Annotated in this window: 16 protein-coding genes and 1 pseudogene; 5 read left to right on the plus strand and 12 right to left on the minus strand. The window is 65.7% G+C overall.

Annotation, left to right across the window (positions count from 1 at the left end):
* Both istA and istB read left to right on the plus strand, forming a co-directional pair.
* Positions 1-1,548 (plus strand): IS21-like element IS1600 family transposase, encoded by a 1,548-nt coding sequence (gene istA / locus F7R26_RS40345; RefSeq protein WP_102776363.1) that lies wholly within the window; start codon positions 1-3, stop codon positions 1,546-1,548.
* Complete coding sequence (istB, locus tag F7R26_RS40350) at positions 1,538-2,332, plus strand: IS21-like element IS1600 family helper ATPase IstB (RefSeq protein ID WP_011255145.1); 795 nt, start codon at positions 1,538-1,540, stop codon at positions 2,330-2,332. The genes istA and istB overlap by 11 nt, the downstream gene beginning before the upstream one ends.
* Before the next feature lie 74 nt (positions 2,333-2,406).
* Here the strand turns inward: istB and F7R26_RS40355 are convergent.
* The 9 genes and pseudogenes from F7R26_RS40355 to F7R26_RS40395 form a co-directional block, all read right to left on the minus strand.
* Positions 2,407-2,799 (minus strand): annotated as a pseudogene (locus F7R26_RS40355) (DUF4158 domain-containing protein); the annotation flags it as partial.
* A 390-nt stretch (positions 2,800-3,189) separates the two neighbouring features.
* A complete protein-coding gene (locus F7R26_RS40360; RefSeq protein ID WP_012478234.1) occupies positions 3,190-7,926 on the minus strand; it encodes a zincin-like metallopeptidase domain-containing protein in 4,737 nt (1,578 codons plus the stop codon).
* 3 nt (positions 7,927-7,929) lie between these two features.
* Entirely contained in the window at positions 7,930-8,322 is a 393-nt protein-coding gene (locus tag F7R26_RS40365; protein WP_012478235.1) for a hypothetical protein, read from the minus strand.
* A 24-nt stretch (positions 8,323-8,346) separates the two neighbouring features.
* Positions 8,347-10,407 (minus strand): DNA topoisomerase III, encoded by a 2,061-nt coding sequence (locus F7R26_RS40370; RefSeq protein ID WP_011255183.1) that lies wholly within the window; start codon positions 10,405-10,407, stop codon positions 8,347-8,349.
* A gap of 14 nt (positions 10,408-10,421) precedes the next feature.
* Positions 10,422-10,958 carry a conjugative transfer signal peptidase TraF gene (traF, locus tag F7R26_RS40375; RefSeq protein ID WP_012478236.1) on the minus strand — a complete coding sequence of 179 codons (537 nt, stop codon included), beginning with the start codon at positions 10,956-10,958 and terminating at the stop codon, positions 10,422-10,424.
* The gene (locus tag F7R26_RS40380; RefSeq protein ID WP_012478237.1) at positions 10,955-12,859 is read right to left on the minus strand and encodes a type IV secretory system conjugative DNA transfer family protein; all 1,905 of its coding nucleotides are present in this window, start codon (positions 12,857-12,859) and stop codon (positions 10,955-10,957) included. Before F7R26_RS40380 ends, traF begins: the two co-directional genes overlap by 4 nt.
* Complete coding sequence (gene traI / locus F7R26_RS40385) at positions 12,856-15,114, minus strand: TraI/MobA(P) family conjugative relaxase (RefSeq protein ID WP_012478238.1); 2,259 nt, start codon at positions 15,112-15,114, stop codon at positions 12,856-12,858. The genes F7R26_RS40380 and traI overlap by 4 nt, the downstream gene beginning before the upstream one ends.
* 34 nt (positions 15,115-15,148) lie before the next feature.
* A complete protein-coding gene (gene traJ / locus F7R26_RS40390) occupies positions 15,149-15,520 on the minus strand; it encodes a conjugal transfer transcriptional regulator TraJ (RefSeq protein ID WP_011255188.1) in 372 nt (123 codons plus the stop codon).
* 4 nt (positions 15,521-15,524) lie between these two features.
* Positions 15,525-15,746, minus strand: a complete 222-nt coding sequence (locus F7R26_RS40395) for a hypothetical protein (protein WP_011798730.1) — start codon at positions 15,744-15,746, stop codon at positions 15,525-15,527.
* A gap of 363 nt (positions 15,747-16,109) precedes the next feature.
* On the opposite strand from F7R26_RS40395, the gene F7R26_RS40400 reads away from it, so the two are divergent.
* The 3 genes from F7R26_RS40400 to F7R26_RS40410 are packed head-to-tail and all read left to right on the plus strand — an operon-like array spanning position 16,110 to position 17,694.
* A complete protein-coding gene (locus tag F7R26_RS40400) occupies positions 16,110-16,529 on the plus strand; it encodes a TraK family protein (protein ID WP_012478175.1) in 420 nt (139 codons plus the stop codon).
* Complete coding sequence (locus F7R26_RS40405) at positions 16,529-17,254, plus strand: nucleotide-binding protein (RefSeq protein WP_012478176.1); 726 nt, start codon at positions 16,529-16,531, stop codon at positions 17,252-17,254. The genes F7R26_RS40400 and F7R26_RS40405 overlap by 1 nt, the downstream gene beginning before the upstream one ends.
* Positions 17,254-17,694, plus strand: a complete 441-nt coding sequence (locus tag F7R26_RS40410) for a conjugal transfer protein TraM (RefSeq protein WP_012478177.1) — start codon at positions 17,254-17,256, stop codon at positions 17,692-17,694. The genes F7R26_RS40405 and F7R26_RS40410 overlap by 1 nt, the downstream gene beginning before the upstream one ends.
* Before the next feature lie 193 nt (positions 17,695-17,887).
* On the opposite strand, the gene F7R26_RS40415 is transcribed toward F7R26_RS40410, so the two are convergent.
* The 3 genes from F7R26_RS40415 to F7R26_RS40425 form a co-directional block, all read right to left on the minus strand.
* Complete coding sequence (locus tag F7R26_RS40415; protein ID WP_012478178.1) at positions 17,888-18,523, minus strand: IncP plasmid survival protein KfrC family protein; 636 nt, start codon at positions 18,521-18,523, stop codon at positions 17,888-17,890.
* A 29-nt stretch (positions 18,524-18,552) separates the two neighbouring features.
* A complete protein-coding gene (gene kfrB, locus F7R26_RS40420; protein ID WP_011255193.1) occupies positions 18,553-18,900 on the minus strand; it encodes an IncP plasmid survival protein KfrB in 348 nt (115 codons plus the stop codon).
* A 173-nt stretch (positions 18,901-19,073) separates the two neighbouring features.
* Positions 19,074-20,096 carry a DNA-binding protein gene (locus F7R26_RS40425; RefSeq protein ID WP_012478179.1) on the minus strand — a complete coding sequence of 341 codons (1,023 nt, stop codon included), beginning with the start codon at positions 20,094-20,096 and terminating at the stop codon, positions 19,074-19,076.
* Between the last annotated feature and the right edge of the window lie 156 nt (positions 20,097-20,252).

Below are 20,252 nucleotides of genomic sequence, written 5' to 3' on the forward strand. Positions count from 1 at the left end.
GTGGCAACATTAAGTGTCATCAGACGCTGGGCCCTGCGCGAGCAGTTGTCCATCCGAGAGATCGCCCGGCGCACCGGCCTGTCTCGCAACACCATCAAGAAGTACCTGCGCGCGGGTGTGGCGGAGCCGCACTACCCTCGGCGCATCAGTCCGAGCCAGCTCGATCCCTACGCCGAGAAGCTCTCAGGCTGGCTCAAGAGCGAAGCGGGCAAGTCGCGCAAGCAGCGGCGCACCGTGAAGCAACTCCACGCCGACCTGTCCGCCCTGGGCTACCCAGGCTCATACGGCCGGGTAGCCGCCTTCGCCCGAGTCTGGCAGCAGCAACGTCAGGAAGCGCAGCAGACCACCGGCCGAGGCACCTTCGTGCCGCTGGCCTTCGGTCCTGGCGAAGCGTTCCAATTCGACTGGAGCGAAGACTGGGCCGTCATCGGCGGCGAGCGCACCAAGCTGCAGGTAGCCCACTTCAAGCTCAGCCACAGTCGCGCCTTCACCGTGCGGGCTTATCCGCTGCAAACCCACGAGATGCTGTTCGATGCGCACAACCATGCCTTCGCGGTGTTGGGTGGCATTCCCCGGCGCGGTATCTACGACAACATGCGCACCGCCGTGGACAAGGTGCGCCGGGGCAAGGAGCGCGACGTCAACGCCCGTTTCAGCGCCATGGTCAGCCACTACCTGTTCGAGGCCGAGTTCTGCAATCCGGCCTCGGGCTGGGAGAAAGGGCAGGTGGAGAAGAACGTGCGTGATGCGCGTCACCGGCTGTGGCAACCCGTGCCGGCGTTTCCAACCCTGGCCGAACTCAACGAGTGGCTGGAGAACCGCTGCAAGACCTTGTGGCGCGAGATCGTCCACGGCAAGCTGCCAGGCACGGTGGCCGATGTCTGGGAGCAGGAGCGGCCCACCCTGATGCCGATGCCGCGCCCCTTCGACGGCTTCGTCGAACACACCAAGCGGGTCTCGCCCACCTGCCTGGTGCACTTCGAGCGCAACCGCTACAGCGTGCCGGCCTCCTACGCCAACCGGCCGGTGAGTCTGCGGGTCTACGCCGAGCGGCTGGTGGTCGCCGCCGAAGGTCAGATCTTGTGCGAGCACACGCGCCTCATCGACCGGCGCCACGACGTCGGTGGTCGGACCGTCTACGACTGGCGTCACTACCTGGCGGTGCTGCAGCGCAAGCCCGGTGCCTTGCGCAACGGTGCTCCGTTCGCCGAACTGCCGCCAGCCTTCAAACGGCTGCAGGCCATGTTGCTGCGCCAATCGGGTGGCGACCGGGAGATGGTGGAGATCCTGGCCCTGGTTCTGCACCACGATGAACAGGCCGTGCTGGCCGCCGTGGAGCTGGCCTTGGAAGCTGGCGTGCCGACCAAGACCCATGTGCTGAACGTGCTGCATCGTTTGCTGGAAGGGGAGCCGGCGCCTGCGGCGCCGGTGACGGCACCACAGGCCCTGCGCTTGGTCAACGAACCTCAAGCCAACGTGCTGCGCTACGACCAGTTGCGCCGCCCCGCGGCTGCCCGCACAGCCCAGGAGGTGCGTCATGCGTCATGACCCTGCCAGCGGCGCCATCGTGATCATGCTGCGAGAGCTCAAGATGTATGGCATGGCCCAGGCCGTGGCCGAGCTGACCGCACAAGGGGCACCGGCGTTCGAGGCGGCACAACCCATCCTGGCCCAACTGCTCAAGGCGGAAACCGCCGAGCGCGAGGTGCGCTCCGTGGCCTACCAATTGAAGGTGGCCCGTTTCCCTGTGTACCGGGACTTGGCCGGTTTCGACTTCGCCCACAGCGAAGTCAATGAGGCGCTGGCGCGGCAGTTGCACCGTTGCGAGTTTCTGGAGGAGGCCAACAATGTGGTGTTGGTCGGGGGCCCGGGCACTGGTAAGACCCACCTGGCCACGGCGCTCGGTGTGCAGGCCATCGAGCATCATCACCGGCGAGTCCGGTTCTTCTCCACGGTCGAACTGGTCAATGCGCTGGAGGTCGAGAAGGCGCAGGGCAAGTCGGGACAGATCGCCACCCGGCTCATGTACGCCGATCTGGTGATCCTCGACGAACTGGGTTATCTGCCATTCAGCGCGTCCGGTGGGGCCTTGCTGTTCCACCTGCTGTCCAAGCTTTACGAACGCACCAGCGTCGTGATCACGACCAACCTGAGCTTCAGCGAATGGGCGTCGGTGTTCGGTGATGCGAAGATGACGACGGCGCTGTTGGACCGGCTTACGCACCACTGCCATATCCTGGAAACTGGCAACGACAGCTTCCGATTCAAGAACAGCTCGGCGCTGCCGGCACAATCCAAGAAGGAGAAAACCAAGAACTTATCCACACCGTGAGCCTTCCAGGCTTGCAAAAAGGGTGGATCAAGATTCGATGGAAATGCCGGCTCAGGGTTGCATGGAAATTAACAGTCGCGCAGTTCACGTACCAGTGAGCGGCGCTGGTGCTCGCTCATCCACTGGAATCCAAGGACCGTGCAGGCTACTTGTTGGTGATCGAATAGCGTGCGCCCGCGTTCATACATGGCTCTCAGCGAGGCGACTTCTGGTGCTGCAATGCCAAGCTCGTTGCCAAGGTGGCGCCACAAGGCTACTGGAATTACCCGAAAGGCACCGAGCAAACGCCCACTCATGCGCAGGAAACCAATATGGAGCGCCAGACCAAGCTTGTGGGAATCACCTCGGCGTGCATTGATTGCGTCGCGCTCGGCACCATCGAAGGTGAAAAATGCCTTCATCTCGAAGTCGCTGATATCGCGGGGGAGCCCACGCATCCCCAAAAACGTTGTGTGCCAACCCTGCATCGTGAACCTCAAAAGTGGGAGGCCACCATACCCGTTTACAAAGCGAACAGGAAAGTCAATGAAATCAACGGTCTACCCAGACCACCCCCGCGCCAGTGCTAGCTTTGCGTACCGTCACTTATTGCACTGAAAACGAGGAGACCCCGAAATGGCGATGCGAGATCCAGGCGGGCAGGGCGGCCGCCATCGTCGGAACTGGCGATGGTCGACCGCGCCGGCGTGCATCGCCGGAAATGGCGATGCTGCAGCTCGACGTGCGCGGGCCTGGTGGCATCGTCGGATGCGGCGATGCTCGAGCAAAAAAAAGCCGCCTCGGGGTGCGAGGCGGCGATGACTGCCGGCGGCCAGGGAGGGAGGAAACCGCGCGTGTGGTTGCAGCCCTCCGGGACTTTAGCCGATGCGTGCCGCGCGGCGCGGGCGTTCCGGCTGCTGCTGTTGCTTCTCCGCACGCTCCTGGCGCTGCTCCTGCTGCTGTCGGCGGCCTTCCTCGATCAGCACCTGGCCCACGGCTGCGCCGACCTGGCGCTTGAGGCCGTCGCGGCCCAGCTCGCTCTTGTTCGCCAGGTCGTTGAAGTCGGTGAAGCCCTTGGGGTTCGCCTGCTGCTCGCCCGGCGCGAAGATCGGGAAGATGGCCTTGCCGCCTACGGCCTTCGCGGCTTCCTCGGCCTTGGCGCGGCCGGGGTTGTGGCCGCGCTCGATCTCCTGGGCCTTGTCGTCGTCGCCGGCGATCACGATGGGCTTGTCGGGGAACTTCTCGCGCAGGGCGCGGGCCACGTGCGGCAGGTTGCCCGAGTCGAACGCGGCCACGGTGGCATGCCCCAGCCCTTCGGCCAGGCTCGCGGCCGTGGCATAGCCCTCGGCGATCACCAGCGCCGGCGCTGCGGCCAGCGCATCCATGCCGCCGACCGGGTGGAAGCATCCTTCCTTCTTGCTGTCCTTGGCGAACCGCTTGGTGCCGTCCTCCTGGATGTACTGCATCGTCCACTGCTTGCCGTCCACGTCGAAGGCGGGGATGTAGGTTTTCTGGCCCTCGCGGTCGGTGAACACGCCGGCGTGGGCCTCGATGCCCTTGGCTTGCAGGTAGGGCGTCGGCTGCTCGACCGGCACCAGGTCGGGCATCTGGCGGCCGACGCGCTGCGCGGTGGCTTCCTGGAGCTTGTCTTGCTCGGCGGCACGCTGGGCCAGCTTCTCGGCCGCCTCGGCCTGGAGCTTGGCCTTCTCCTGGTCGCTCAAGGCGTAGCCCTTGCTCTTCCAGGTAATGTCCGTGCCGGTCTTGTTGTTGATGATCCGGCCGGCCGGGTGGCCGTCCAGGTGGCCGACATAGAAGCCATCGAGCGTGCCCTTCTTGCCGCCCTCGACCGGCACGCGATGCCGCTTGCCGTCCATGATCGGGTGATCGCCCTGGGCGTTGCTGCCGGTGAACAGGCCGGCGCTGCGCATGGCCTCGGCGAACTCTTCCCTTGGCGTCATCGCTGGCCCCTGCTGGGCCTGCACGTTCTCGGGCTTCCACTGTTCCAGCTTCGCCATGTCGGCGCGAGGGCCGGCATACCAGGACTTCGCGGCCTTGTCCCAAAGCGCGCCGGCGGCCTTGGCGGCGTTGCGCTGCTCGTAGGGCACGGCAAGGTACTGCCGGGCCTGCTGGACGGCCTGTGCGGCCTTCTGGCCGCCGTCCTGGGCCTCGGGTGCCTGCTGGGTCGGCTTGGCCTCTACGGCCGGCGTAGCGGCTCCCTGCGACCATTTGGCGAAGGGGGCCGCATCCACTCCCGCCGGCACGTACCAGGACTGTTCCTTGCGATCCCAGCGCGCTCCGAGCTGCTTGGCCTCGTCCTTCTCTTTGAACGGCACGCTGATGTACTGCCGTTCGGTTGCCTGGCTGGCCTGGGCCGGCTGCTGGTCGGCCGCAGCCACGCGCTGTTCCTGCGGTGCCTGGTGCTCCACGGAGTCGCCGCGCTCGTCATCGACCCGCTGGGAGTTCTTGGCTTCCTCGGCCGCGACGAACGCTTTGGCCTCCAGCGCCTTCCGGGCTTCTTTAGCCGCTGAAATGTCCTCGTCGGTGCTGTTCGGGTCGCGGCGGACGCGATCCTCTTGCACGCGGGCAAGCCGGGTCGCCTTCTCGTACTCGTCCGTCTGCGAATTGGCGTCGATCAGCGCCAGGCGGTCGGCCAGCTCGTCGGCCTCGCCCAGCGTGCGGGTGGCGGTGAGGTAGGCAAAGGCATCCTCGCCGAACTGCGCTTCGCCCTTCCGGGCGTACAGGTGGTACGCCTCCGGCGTCTCCGTGGCCAGGTCGGCGGCCCGCGTCTCGCCGTCACGCTCGACCACGCCGACAACCCGCACTTCACCCGTCCAGTCGTGGGGCAGGGGGAAGCCCAGCGCATCGTCGGCCGCCAGGTGGAAGGCTTGGCGGTCGCGCTCGCGTGAATTGGTGTTGCCGGTTGCCAGGTCAAGCCGCGTTGCAGCGACTACGGCATCCGGCCGGCGCTCTTCGACCAGGTGATCTATTGCGTCGTTGATCTTCGCTTCCAGCGGCTCCAGGTCGTAGGGCAGCTCGTGCCGCGTCCAGAACTCGTTTTGCGTGTTCATCGGCTGCATGCGATCCAGCACGTCCAGGGCGCGGTCGATCTGCTCCAGGGTCGCGCCTTCGAGCGCACGGCCCACCGTGCCCAGCTCGACGTGCTTCAACATCCAGGCTTCGGCCTGGTCGGTCTGCTGGGGTACTTGCATCGTGGCCTCCTGACTCGCAACGGTTTGACGGGCATCGCGCACGGCCTCACGCCAGGCGTTCGACGCGGCCACGAAGGCATCGCCGGCCTTCTGCACGGCCTCATCGTCGTGCTGGGTCTTGTAGCGGGCATCGCCGGCGTTGTTCTCGCCATAGGCGCGCACCAGCTCGCGCTGGAAAGCATCGTCGGCAGCCTTCATGGCCTCGTGCTGCTCGGCCGTGCGTTCGGCCACGGACAAGGGCTTTGCCTCTTGCTCCTGGGCCAGCGCCGGCAGGGCCAGCAGTTGATCGGGCGCGTAGCTCTCCAGCTCGGCCAGGCTTCTGACCTGGTGCGGTTGTTCGTCTTGTTCGTGGAAGGCAAAGATGCGCTCGCCATCCGCCCACCGCGATTGCGCGTCCAGGTGAGAAACGATCTCCTGGCCGTGCTCGCGCAGCTCATCATTGAGCTGCTGGGCCTCGGCCTGCTGCGAGGCGATGCTGTAGATCGGCTCCAGGCCGTTCTTGACGCGCCGCTCGTCGGCGTACTGCTCGGCCTTGGCGTTGATCTGGCGGGCGATCTCTTCCGGCTTCTGGTCGCGGCCATCGGCATCGCCGATCACCTGGTCGCCCAGCTTCAACGTGACGTAGCGCCGGCGCTCGGCGTCGTCGTGGTAGCCGGCCGACAAGCGCCGCTCGCCGTTCGGGGTGGTCATGGTGCCCAGCGGCCCGACACCTTCAAAGGTGCGATGGACGGAATCCACACGGCCAGGCTCTTGCAAGCCGCTGTAGGCAACCTCCCAGCCGTGTTTTTCGACCAGGGCCTGGAGCGTCAAATCGGAGTAGTGCTGCTCGGGCTGCTGCACCTGGGCCTGCTCTTGTTCCTGAACCTGCTTCTGCTCGAAGGCCAGCACGTAGTCGTGAATCTTCTCGGCGTCGGCAGCGGCGCGGAACACTTCCAGCGGCTCGTCTTGCAGGGCCTTGATCCAGGAACCGACATAGGCGGCGTGCTGGCCCGGATCGTGGCCGATGCCCAGCTCGTCGCCGACGATCATGGAAGCGATCTCGGCGCGCAGCTCTTCCTTGGCGTACCCCTCGGAACCGAAGGGATGGGCCAGGTCGCGGTCAAGGCGGGACGGGTGGCCCGTCCAGTGGCCCAGCTCATGCAGGGCGGTCGCGTAGTAGTTGTCGGCGGTGGGGAACTGGCCCCGGTCGGGAAGGTGGATGCTGTCGGTCGCGGGCCGGTAGAACGCGCGATCACCAGGCGCGTGCGTGATCGACGCACCGGACGCTTTCAGGATGTGCTCGGCGCGCTCGACGGCGCTCCAGGTCTGTTCCTTCTTCTGGATCGGCGGCAGGCCGTCGATCTGCTCGGCGTTGAACACCGTGGCGAAGAACACGCGCGGGCGTTCGAGCTGCACGGTTTCCTTGACCGGCTCGCCCTTCGCGTTGAGAACGGGCCGGCCGCTCTCATCGACCTTGTTCTGTTCCTCGCTGAACTTCCAGTATTGGACAGGCGTTCCCTTCTCGCCCTTGCGAACCTGCGCGCCCACGGCGGCGGCCTGCTTGTAGGTCATCCAACGGCCATCGCTGCGGCCCTGGGCCATCAAGTGAATGGCGTTGATGCCCTTGTACCGCTTGCCGGTGGTCGGGTTCATCGGCAGGTAGGCGTTCGGCTCGCCAGGCTCCCACGGCCGTTGCCACGGCGCGGTGCCTGCCTTGAGCTGCTCGATCAGTTTTTCGGCAACGACTTCATGAAATGGCTTCTTGGGTTCCATTGCTTCATCCCTTCGGAATAGTTCGTTGATCTGCGGAAAGGTCTGCTGCGTCCTGGAACGGTCGTGAAGGCCATCCGCGACCATGCACACGATGTTGTGCAGGTCGGCGACTTGCATGGGCCGCACGCGGGCGATGCAGGTTTCCATGAATGACTGCTGGCCGCGCTCCAGCACCTGGGCCTGGCCCGCGTGCTGGCCGGGCGCGATGCTTTCGCAATGCAGCGCCCAAACCTCTTCCGCGCGCACGTCCATCGAAGCGCCGGCATAGCGGCGGTTGATGTCCTCCCAGCGTGGTTTCAGGCTCGGTTCCTCGCGGGCGGCGATCAGGCCGTCCAGCAGGGCGCGTTTCTCGGCCGGCTTGAAGGTGTTGGCCCCGTAGTGGCCCAGCACTTCATGCCGCAGCGTCAGCACCAGGTCGGCGGCGTCGTCCATGTTCGCCAGGGGCACGTCCACGCGGCCACGGTAGGCCCGGCCGTTGTGGATCGTCTCCTTCGGGACATAGCCGCCCTTGAGGTCTGCCGGGACTTCTGCTGCCCGGTGGCCGTACAGCTCGCCGGTGTTGTCGCGGAACCGATAGGCCAGCTCCAGCGCGCCGGGATAGTCTCGGACGAACGCCAGGGTGACGGCTTGCGCCTCGGCCTGGTTGATCGGCATGGGTTAGCCCTCCTGCGCCTTCTTGCGCGCGATGGCCTCGTCCAGCGATTCGCCCGGCTTCCAGTCGTACAGCTCGCGGATGTTGGTCGTATTGACGAAGGGCGGAAGGTCGTCGCTCGGGCCGCCTTCGGTGATGAAGGCCGGGGCCTGGTCGTCGCCCTGCGAGGCCAGGGCCGCCAGGTCGTCGCCGCTCTCTGCGGCGTCCTGCTCGCTCAATGCGTCCTCCACGAACGCGCCGGCGCGCTCGGCTTCCTCGGGGTCGAACTCGGCCTGGTAGCCGGGCGTCGCCGCGTCGGCCAGCTTCTCGCGCAGCGCGCCGGCGGCGGCCGCGTTGTCGTCAATGGCGGGCAGCTCGGGCAGCACGTCATCGGCCTGGGTGGTGTTTTGCTGGTTCATGGTCATGCTCCTTCGTCTTGGTGGTTACTCGGCTGGGCCATTGCGGCCCTTGCTGTAGTCGGGCCGGCCTTTCAGGTCGGGATAGGTCTGCTTGCACGTGGGGAAGTTGCTGCATCCCCACCAGAATTGCCCCTTGCGCTTGGCCGGCCTGCGCGACAAGCCATTGCCGCAAGCCATGCACTTGTGCAGGGACGAAACCGGCGTGGCTTCCTTGCCGCCGGCGATGCTCACGGCTCCGCTGTTGGCCTTCGCCACCTGGTCGCGGATGAACGCCTCTTGCTTCGTAATGAAGGCGTCCAGGGCCGCCGTGCCCAGCTCGACGCCCTTCAACATGCGTTCGTAAAGGGCGGTCAGCACCGGGCTTCGCACCACCTCGGGCAGCGCGTCGATGACGCTGCGGCCCAGCGTCGTGCTGACGATCTGCTTGCCCTTGGTTTCCAGGAACTCGCGGCGTTTCAGCTCGGAAATGATGGATGCGCGCGTGGCGGACGTGCCGATGCCATCGCCTTCGCGCAGCATCTTCTTGTGCTCCGGGTCGCTCACGAACTTGTGGATGTTCTCCATCGCGCGAATCAGCGTGCCCTCGGTGAAGCGCGCCGGCGGCTTGGTTTTCGCATCGCGTCGGGTGGCCTCGGTGCAGGTCACACCGTCGCCTTGCTTCATCGGTGGCAGGGTCTGCGCGCCGTTCTCGTCGTCGCCTTCCTTGGCGTCCTCTTCGTCGGCCTGCTCGAACACGTCACGCCAGCCGTTGCGCGTGACCACCTTGCCGGACGCGGCGAAGTTCTCGCCGGCGATCTCCACGCCGACCGTGGTTTGCATGTACTCGTGCAGCGGGTAGAACTGCGCCAGGTAGGCGCGGACGATCAGCTCGTAGATGTTGCGCTCGCGCTCGCTCAAGCCGGCCTTGCTGCCTTTCTGCATGGTCGGCACGATGCCGTGGTGGGCGGTGATCTTCGAGTCGTCCCACGTCTTGGACTTGATGCGCGGGTCGGCAGCATCGACCAGGCCGGCCAGCTCGGGGTTCACGTGCTTGACGGCCTCCAGGACGCGCGGCGCGTCGGCGTGCTGCGACTCCGGCAGGTAGGCGCAGTCGGTGCGCGGGTAGCTGGTCAGCTTGTGCGTCTCGTAGAGCGCCTGGCAGGTGTTCAGCACGTCCTCGGCGCTGTACCCGTAGCGCGCGGACGCCAGCGCGGTAATGTCGGACAGCGCGAAGGCCAGCGGCTGGTTCTTCTTCTTGGCTTCCTGCTTGTAGGTGGCGATGGTGCCCGGCTGGCCCTTGACGGCGGCCACCAGGGCATCCGCGACGGCGGTATCAACAAGGCGGCCTTCGCTGTCCAGGCCGGCTTGATCTTCCTTCGCTTTCCAGGCGGCGGCGAAGCTGCCGCCGGCGTGCTCGACCACGGCCTTGATGGTGTGGTACGGCACCGGCTTGAACGCCTCGATCTCGCGGTCGCGGCCGACAACAAGCGCGAGCGTCGGGGTCTGCACGCGGCCCACGGTCAGCAGGGCGCGCGAACCGCCGCGCTGCGCCCGCAGGGTGTAGGCGCGACTTAGGTTCATGCCGATCAGCCAGTCGGCCCGCTGCCGCCCGCGTGCGGCATCGGCCCAGCCCTTGTACGTGGTGTTTTCCTTCAAGGCGGCCAGGCCGCGCTTGACGGAAACCGAATCCTGGGCAGACACCCAAAAGCGGCGCGCCGGCTTGCTGCTCTTGAAGTGCTCCAGCACTTCATCGACCAGCAACTGGCCTTCACGGTCGGGGTCGCCGGCGTTGACGATCTCCTTGGCTTCTTTCAGCAGCTTGCCGATCACGGCGAGCTGCTTCTTGGCATCGTCCTTCGGGTGAAGAACCCACGTCTGCGGGATGATGGGCAGCTCATCGACGCGCCATAGCTTCTTGCCTGATTTGCCGGTCGGCACGTCATCGGGCGTGTACTCGTCCGGGTCGGCCTGCTCCAGCATGTGCCCAAAGCACCAGGTCACTTTGTCGCCGCCGCACTCGATGAAGCCGTCGCCCTTGCCGGTGATGCCCAGCTCGCCGGCGATGGCTTTTGCGACGGATGGTTTTTCCGCGATGAACAGTCGCATGGTGGTTTCCTCCCCTACCAGGTGATGACCGGACGGATCACGGTCTGAACTTGAGAACGATTGATCGGGCCGAAGTAGCGGCCGTCGAAAGACGTGTCGCTCACGTCCGACATAAGCAGCAGCTCGGCATTGCCCAGCGTGTAGGTGCTGGCCTGGAAGCGCGGCAAGGGCCGACCGGACTTGTCGGCCTGGATGGGCTTGCTATGTGGCAGCAGCTCGCCATTGACGCGCACGCCGTCATCGGCCACCGATACGGCATCGTCTTTAGCGGCTAAAACGCGCTTCATCATGTAGCCGTAGTCGCCTGGGCAGAACCCGGCCCCGATGTAGCCCCTTTCCTTGGCGTCATCGAACACGCCGACCTTCGGCGGGCACCAAAGCACGTAAGCGCCCCGCTCCACCGGCGCGCTGCTCGTCCAGTACAGGCCGACCGGAATGCTCTTGGTGGTGTTGATGCGGGCACCGGCGGCATAGCTGCCGGCGGCCAGCACCAGGGCGGCCAGGCCGGCGACGGCTACGCCTTTCGTGATGCGTTTCAGGATGCGGCTCATATCGTGATGCCCTCCCCTGCCTCGACAACCTGGCGCAGCCGGTCGGTGGCCTTCGGCGCGGGGATCGAGGCCCGCGCCTGAAACACCGGGTCTTTGAAGTACAGCGGCTGCTTGCCGTAGATGGCGGGGTAGCCCGCGACGTAGATCACCATGTCGCCGGCTTCCTCGATCTCGCCCTTGTCGTTCTTCTTCGGCCCCGGCATCCGCAGGCATTCATCGGGCGTCAGCAAGGGGCGCTGCACTTCCTGGTAGGTGCGCGACACCTGGCCCAGCATCGCCGCCGTGCGGCGGCCGCTGGTCGTGATCTGCTCCTTCACCACGGTGGTCTGCCCGGTCAGTCGGGACAGGTGTTCGGCTGTCTCGACGCGGTTGGGCGGGTAGGCGTTCTGCACGTGGCAGTTCGACGTGATGCTTTCGTCGTGGCCGTAGCCCGTCTCGCGGCTTCGGAGCTGGTTAATGTCCTGGCAAATCAGGTAGCACTTGATGCCGTAGCCGGCGACGAAGGCCAGCGACTCTTGCATGATTTCGAGCTTCCCGAGGCTCGGGAACTCGTCCAGCATCATCAGCAGCCGGTGCTTGTAGTGGGCCACCGGCCGGCCGTTCTCGAAGTCCATCTTGTCGGCCAGCAGGCGCACGATCATGTTCACCATGACGCGCACCAGCGGCCGCAGGCGGGCCTTGTCGTTGGGCTGCGTGACGATGTACAGGCTCACCGGGTCGTCGGAGTGCATCAGGTCTTTGATGCGGAAGTCCGACCGGCTCACGCTGCGCGCCACCACTGGATCGCGGTACAGGGCCAAATAGGATTTGGCCGTGGACAGCACCGATCCGGCTTCTTCCTCTGGCCGATCCATCATGTCGCGGGCGGCCGATCCGATGGCGTGGTGGTTCTGACCGTCCACGTGCCCGTAGGTGGTCATTTCCATCCATAGCTCGCCAATGTCCCGGTTCGGGTCGGCCAGCATGGCATCGACCGATGGCAGCGTGGCCGTGCCGCCGTCGTTCCTGGCCTTGTAGAGCGCGTGCAGGATGACGCCGACCAGGAGCGCGAAGGCGGTCTTTTGCCAGTGGGAATCCAGGCCCTTGCCGTCCGGGTCAACTATCAAAGTTGCTAGGTTCTGCACGTCGCCGACTTCGGCCTCGGTGCCGACGCGGATTTCGTCCAGCGGGTTCCAGCACACGCCGCCCGAGCTGCTGGCCGGCTCGAAGCGCAGCACCTTGTTCTTCGCGTGCTTCTGCCGCCAGCCGGCGGTCAGCGCCCACAACTCGCCCTTCAAGTCGGTGATGACGCTGCTTGCGCCCCACGAAAGCAGCGTCGGCACCACCAGGCCGACGCCCTTGCCGCTTCGCGTCGGCGCGTAGGTCAGCACGTGCTCGGGGCCGCTGTGCCGCAGGTAGTAGAAATTGCCGTCCTTGTCCTGCCAGCCGCCGACATAGACGCCGGTGGCGGTGGGTGCGTCCTTGCCGGTCACGATCTCCAGGACGTTCCGCTCGCGCGGCAGCAGGCCGGCCGCCTGAATGTCCTTCTTTTCGGCCCAGCGGGCCGAACCGTGCAGGTATTCGTTCGCCTTCGAGCTGTTGGACGTGACGACTTTCGCCACGGCCACACCCAGCAGGCCCACGGTGGCAGTCACCATGCCGATGCTGCCGGCCCGCATGATCTCGTCGGGGTACTGGCTGTACCACTTCGCCGACCAGTTCAGGATCGACCAGGGCGCGTACACGTGCCCGAGGTTGGCCCCGAGGCTCGCGTGATACTGGAACGTGTAGGCGAAGAACTGTGTCGCGGCCTGGAGGCCGCCGACCAGGGACACCCCGCCGAGGATCGGCAGCAACTTGCTGGGCTTCGGCTTCGCGCTGCGAACCTGCGGCCCCACGGCGTTGTTCATCTTTATTTTCATCTACTCCTACCTTTCGACGTTTTGATGGAGCCTTTTGGCGTGATCGTCACGGCATCGCCGACCGCGATGCGCGACATGCGCCGGGCCGTGGCCTGGTCAATGGGCATCACCATGACCTCATCGCCTCGTTTCAACAGGGCCAGCGCCTGGCCCTCGATGTTGCGGACACCCTCGAAAGCAAGGCCACCTTCACCGGCAGTATATCGCGCGTGCTTCGGTATATCGAAACCTTTCGAGCGTTTCGACTCGCGTTCGGCGATGTATTTATCCGCCGCCGCGAGGCCCGGCGGGGCCGCTGCTACTCCTGATCCTGGCCGAGAAATATCCCGTCGCAGTTGGTGATCTGGTTGGGTTCCTTGCTGCTCCAGGTGACGAGGAACATCACGCGGCAATAGCACTTCACTTCCGCCGGCGATGCGAACCACACCGAGTTGGGACAGTGTTCGCAAACGGTGCTGGCTTTGGGGCGGCGGGACTCGTCCAATGCGTCCAATGTCGGGCTTCCGGTGGACGGCTCCGGCGTGAACGCCGGCGGTGCCGGCTCGCCCGCCACCTGGTCGCCCGAAGCCTGCTCGGGCGACGGCGATGGGTCGGGCAGCGTCGTCGTGGGTAGCGGCGCGCTGTCCAGGGCCGCCAGGGCCGCGTCCAGCTCGTCCTCGATGCTCTGCGGGTCGCTGGTCGGCTCGCTCGGTTCGGTCGGGTCGCTCATGGGTGTTCTCCTTCTTCAATAGCGCAAGCCGCCGGCTCTCCAGGGCCGGATCGGCGAACGTGATGGGTAGCTGGGAATCAACGGCCGCGCGAATGATCTGCGCCTGAAACTGCGTGGTGCCGTTGACGGTGATGCGGCTGCCGTAGCGTTCCATCGCCAGCCGTAGAGCTTCTTGCAAGCCCTCGCGCGTGGCCTCGCGCGAGACTTGCAGCTTGTCGCCATCGTCCCGAACGGCCGTCAGGCCGGCGCGGAAGATGATGGTGCCCTTCTTGGTGATGTTGTCCGTCACCGGGGCATGGCCGGGGCGCGGATCGCCCCGGCCCTGGATGGTGTTGCCTTTCAAGCCCTGCGCCGCCTCGCGGGCGCGCAGGGCGGTCAACGCCTCCGCGTTGCCGTGGGTCGCTTCCTTCTTGAGCCAGTCGGCCCACGTGCGGCGGCTGTGGCTGTCGTAGAGGGCCTGGCGGTCTTGCTGGTACTGCTTGTTGATCGCCTGGATTTCGTCGCGCAGGGCCTTGCTGGCCTGGGCATACAGCAGCTTCTTGTTCGGGCCGCTCTCGCCGATCACCTTGATCGTCGCGCGGCGCAGGCGGCCGGAACGCTTCGCGGCCTCGACCAGCCGATCCTTGCGCCGGCGGGCCTGCTCCAGCGCCTGCCCACGTGTCGCGGTCAAGGTCTGCTGCTCGGCCTTGTACCGGGCGTACAGCTCGACCGTGTTCACGCGCAAGCGGATCGGGTCTTTCTGGTACTGCCGCTTCGCTTTGGTTCGTGTCTGCCGTTCGGGCGAAGCCTCGAACGGGCCAAGCCGCGCCTCCAGCTTCGGCTTGGAAAGGTCGCGGGCTAGGGTGCTCGCCTTGACCATCGTTCCGTCGCCGGCCTCGATCACCAGGCCGTTCGCACGCTCGCGCAGTTCCAGGCCGTTGTCGCGCATGACCTGGTGCAGCTCCTGCCAGGACTGCGCGCCCTTGATCTCGTCCAGGCATTCCCGCTTGATCCAGCCGACCAGGCTTTCCACGCCCGCGTGCTGCTCCATGTCGGCCGCCCTGCCCTCGGCACCGCGCTGGCGTGGTTCGTGGTTGTCCCGCTCCAGCCCGTAGTCGCGCTCCAGGGCCGTGCAAAGCTCGGCCAGCGCCCGATGCGAGTAGTACGGCTCGTGCATCGTGTTCCGGGTCGGGTGAATCTTGTTGATGGCGATGTGGATGTGCAGGTTGTCGGTGTCGTTGTGAACGGCACTGACGCGCTGGTGTTCGCCGTAACCCAGCCCGGCGCAGATACGTTCCTCAATCGCCCGCAGGGTGTCGGCGCTGGGCTGCTCGCCGGCCCGGAAGCTGACGATCAGGTGATAGGTCTTGTCGCCCTTGGCCCGCGTGTTCGTGTGCTGGGTCGCCAGAACCTCGGTGATGGCGTCCTGCACGGACACGGCATCGCAGTTCGTGATCTGCACCTGGCCCAGCCGGTGATCCTTGCTCTGCGCGTCGGTGACGTAGTTCACCAGGCCGGCGAAGTCGGACTTGCCCAGCGAGCGCATGGGTACGTGCTTGGCGATCATCGGCCAGCCCCTGGCTTTTTAGCCGCTAAAAAGCTCAAGGCTCGGCCCTCGGCTGCACCACGGACTTCATGAGTCGGCTCATTTCGTCCTGGGTGGCTTCGATCCGGCCCAGCAGGGCAAGGATCGTGGCGTCTCCGAAGCGGGCCGTGCGCGGGTCGTCGGTGAGCCATAGCTTGAGCAAACCGCCCAGCCGGCCGAGGTCGCCATTCACCCGCACCAGCTCGCGCACGTACTCGTAATCCATGACGCCCCTGATCTGGTAGCCCTGGCCCACGTCGCGCAGGTAGCGCGCCACGCTGACCCCGGCCCTCTTGGCGTTCGCCTCGATCTGTTCCTTCTCGTCGGGGAACACCGGCACCCGTAGGTGCTGCCGCCGCTTCGCGGTCGGCTGTTCGTCGGCTTCCATGTCGCTACCCCTTGAGCGCGTGCGCCGTGTGTCGCGCGTAGGTCGCCACGGCTCGCCAGTAGGCGGCCATCGGCCCCTTGCGGCGTGCCCATGCCTTTTCCGCCTCGTCGTTGGCCTGCGTGCGCAGCTCGCGCAGCACGCGGGCAAGGCGCTGCCGGTCGGCAACCGGAAGCGCCTGGAGTTCGCGGCCTGCTGGAAGCTCCAGCAGCGGATTGATGTAGCCCATGTCGTTCGTCTCTCGCTTCTTGGCCGGCGGTAGCCGGCAGCCTCGCAGAGCAGGATGCCCGTTGAGTGCCGCAGGCGCGAATAAGGGACAGCGAAGATAGATAACCGGCCCGCCGGTTAGCTAACTTCGCACATCCTGCCCGCCTTACGGCGTTGATAACACCAAGGAAAGTCTATACCGAAACCTTCGCATCTGTCTGCATTTAGCGCGAAAAGATGGCGGATATATCGAATGAAGGCGTACAATGCCCGGAAAGCGCGCTAGATGCAGCGGTGTCAAGCTGCTATCCACGCGCTTTACATAGACTTTCCACGGGTCGATACATGAAAATGACGGCTATTTACAAACCACGGAAGCGAGGCGATGGCAGAAAGCAGCTACCCCCAAGAGCTGGCCGCGCGGATCGAGAAACGGGCCGCCAAGAAGCGCCGACAGGACGCGACGGCCGTTGCATTCCTGGCCGTGCGCGTGGACGTGAAAGCCGCGATGGATGCTGGCTATGCAGTGACGACGATCTACGAGGACATGCGCGAGATCGGCCGGGTCAAGTGCAGCTACGAGACGTTCCGCAAGCACGTCCAGCGGTACATCAAGGCCGCACCAGCAGCACCCGCGCCGGTGCCTCCCCCGGCGGCCAACCAGGCCAAAGGGGAGAAGCCGGCGCAACAGGAAGGGGGGTCGAAGGCGAGGAAGCCGAAGGCACCCGAGCCGAAGAAACCCGAGTCGGCAGGGATCGCCGGCTTCAACTACAACCCGAAACCGAATAAAGAGGATTTACTGTAATGGCGAAAATTCACATGGTCTTGCAGGGCAAGGGCGGCGTCGGCAAGTCGATGATCGCGGCCACCATTGCGCAGTACAAAGCGAGCAAGGGGCAGACGCCGCTTTGCATCGACACCGATCCGGTCAACAGCACGTTTGAGGGTTACAAGGCCCTGAACGTGCAGCGCCTGAACATCATGGACGGCGACGAGATCAACACCCGGAACTTCGATGCCCTGGTGGAGCAAATCGCCTCGACCAAGGGCGACGTCATCATCGACAACGGGGCCAGCTCGTTCGTGCCGCTGTCCAGCTACTTGATCGGCAACCAGGTTCCGGCGCTGCTCCAGGACATGGGGCACGAACTGGTGGTGCATACGGTCGTCACCGGCGGGCAAGCCTTCCTGGACACCCTGAACGGCTTTAGCACGCTGGCCCGGCAATTCCCGGCCGAATGCGTGTTCGTGGTGTGGCTGAACCCGTATTGGGGGCCAATCGAGCACGAAGGCAAGGGCTTCGAGAAGATGAAGGCGTACACCGACAACAAGGCGCGGGTGTCGGCCATCATCCAGATTCCGGCGCTCAAGGAAGAAACCTACGGCCGCGACTTCTCGGAAATGCTCCAGGAGCGCCGGACGTTCGATGAGGCCCTGGCCGACTCGGCGCTCACGATCATGACGCGGCAGCGGCTCAAGATCGTGAAGTCGCAACTCTTCCAGCAGCTCGACAACGCGGCGGTGCTCTGATGGCGAGCGATGACAAGATCGAAGAGCTGATACGGGAAATCGCGGTCAAGCACGGCATCGCCGTTGGCCGCGACGATCCGATCTTGATCCTCCAGACGATCAACACCCGACTGATGCAGGACAGCCAGGCCGCGCAGCAAGAAATCCTGGATCGCTTCAAGGAAGAGCTGGAAGCCATCGCACACCGTTGGGGGGATGACGCCAAGGGGAAGGCCGAAAGGACGCTCAACGCGGCCCTGGCGGCCTCCAAAGAGGCGATGGCGAAGGGGATGCAGGACGGCGGCAAGGCCGCCGCCGAGGCGGTGCGGCGCGAGCTGGAAGCGGCCGCCGCGCAGCTCGCCGCGCCGATCCGCGAAGCGCGGCGCGTGTCGTACATGAACATCGTGGCGGCCGGCATGGCGGTTTTCGCGGCCGCCCTCGCGTTGTGGGCATCGCTGTAGATGGCGATGCGGGATCTCATCGTCAGAAATGGCGATGGTCGACCGCGCCGGCGGCATCGCCGGAACTGGCGAGGCTGGCCAGCCCCTTGCATCGTCGGGAATGACGGTGCTGCAGGATGCCGCCAGCGGCGGGCCTGCATCGCCGGAAACGGCGAGGCTCGAGGAAAAAGCCCGGCAGTGCCGGGCTTTCGTTTTAGACGGGCCGCGTGAGGCCCAAGCTCTGCGACCGGCCTGGTCGCTCCAGGGCCTGCGCCTGCTTTCGCTCCTGCTCTTCGCGGCGTTGCAGCGCCTGGTGCCGGCGTGCCGCCTCGCGCATGGCATCCCAATCGGCCGCCAGCTCGGGTTTCTCGGCGCGCATCTTGCGGGTCGCCAGCTCTTCGACCTTCGGTGAGTGCAGGCCCATGCCTTCCTTGATCTCGCGGACGGCTTCCAGGCGCACGTGCAGGGACTGCAAGCGCGCCTGCTGCTGCATCTGCTGGTTCTGCCAAGCGCGTTTCGCGCCAGGCCGGGACAGTAGGCCCGGCTGGTTGGCCTGGGTCTGCTGCAAGCGCGCCTGCTGACGGTCGATCAGGTTTTCAAGCCGATCCTCGATGCGCTCCACCTGGTCGTGCTTGGCCTGAACGTACAGGGCAAGGGCTTCCTGGTAGGTCTGGTCGAGCGGGGCGGCCTCCAGGGCCGCTTGCTGCTCGGCCTCTGTGGCTTCGGCAGCGGCCAGCAGGCCGTCGCCGGCGGCGTCGGTTCTGCTGGTCGTGCTTGTTGCGAAGCCGGCGGATGCCGGCTGGATGCGGCGGGCGTCTGCCCGGCCGGCGGTGGGTGTGAGTCGTCTCAAGGCGTGGCCCTCCTTTTAGCCGCTAAAAGCTATCGGGACCGGCCTCGCGTGAGTTTCGGGGCCTCGGCGGCAACGGTTGCTTTGCCTTGCGCGCTGTAGCTGATGCTCTTTGCGCTCCCGATTTCAGGTACTTTATCGAAATCTGACCGGGCGTGCATGACAAAGTTCTTGCCTACCTGCTGGTACACCTGGTTGTTGTCGGCGTGAACGATCACGCCGTCATGGGTCTGCTTCTTGTCGGCCTGCTGGGCCATGTACAGGTTGTAGATGCCGGGCTTCAATGCGCCAGCCTTGTCAACCTTCTGGTTGGCCCATGCCCCTTCTTGCTCGGTCTGAACGATGCGTTGGCCGTTCATGACCAAGAGGCGCTGTTTCATCGGGCGCTCCTTATCGTCGGTGTGGTCATTTCAAAATGTGGAATAGATGGGCCTCCTTGCCAGTCCAGCAAGAAAAAAGCCGACCTCGGCATGCGCGAGGCCGGCTTTCCTCTCGTGGCCGGATGTGTAGTTCCAGGTTACACCCTCGATTTTATTGAAAACCGACCGAAATATCAGGTCTTTTTCGCGCCGCCCGTCTTGCCCTTCTCCTGGGCCATGACGGTTTCCAGGGCTTCGAGCCGGCCGCGCAGGGTCGCGGCGTCCTCGCGGGCCTGGCTGGCCTCCTTGCGCGCGGCATCGCGCTCGGCCTGGGTGGCCGTCAAGCGTTCGGCCTGGCGGTGCGCTTCGGCCGCTGCTGCCTTGCGCTGCTCCTGGTGCGCCTCGCGCTCGGCTTCGGCCTTGGCCTGCACCTTTGCCAGCTCGCCCCGCACCTGGTCAAGCTGCCCGGCCGCCGCCTCGGTGGCCTTCTGCTGCTCGGCCAGCGCCGCCCGCGCCTGGTCGGTGGCCTGGTTGGCTCGCTCCAGGTCGGCGCGCAGCTCGCCGGCCCGGCGCTCGATCTCCGTTGCCCGGCTGTTCGCGGCCGCCAGGTCGGCCCGCAGGGCCTCCGCCTGGTCGGCGCTCGCGGCGGCCTTCTCCTGGGCTTTGTCGCGCTCCGCTCGGGCTTGGCGGGCCTCCTGGTGGGCGTGATCCAGTTCCGTGCGCAGCTCGCCGGCTCTGGCCTCGGCCGTGGCCGCCCGCTCGCTGGCCGCTGCCAGCTTCTCGCGTAGCGCCCCAGCTTCCCCCTTGGCGTCGGTCTCTGCGGCCTCCAGGGCCTCGATACGGCCCTTGGCCTCGTCCAGCTCGCCGGTGAGCTGGTCGGCCAGCTCTGCGGCCTCCTGGCGCGCTGCCTCCATTTCCTGCCGGACGGCCTCCAGCGCCTCGCGCTCGGCGGCCAGCCGGTTGTTCGCCATTTCCAAGGCCACGGCCCACAAGTCGCCGCCCAGCTCGGCCAGCTTCTCGGTGATCGCCGCCGGTGCCGGCTCGCGGATCGGGGCCGCCTGGCTGGCCTTGCGTGCCCGCCATTCGTTCATCGCCTCGGAAATGGTCGTGAAGCTCCCGCCGCCGAGCTGCTTGCGCACGCTCGCCAGGGTCGGGTTCTGGCCGGCGGCGTCCAGCTCGTCGGCGACCGCAAATATCTGCTCTTTCGTGATTGCCATGATCGGGCCTCCTTTCGGCCGGTGTTGTATGTTGTAGCGTGTAGCATACTACAACATACAACATAGCGCAAGTGTTTAGCTGAACTTTTTTAGCGGCTAAAACGGGCCAGCCCGGCGCTGGGCGCGCAGGCAAAAAAAAGCCCCGCTCGATGGCGG

The organism is Cupriavidus basilensis (assembly GCF_008801925.2).
GTDB lineage: Bacteria > Pseudomonadota > Gammaproteobacteria > Burkholderiales > Burkholderiaceae > Cupriavidus > Cupriavidus basilensis.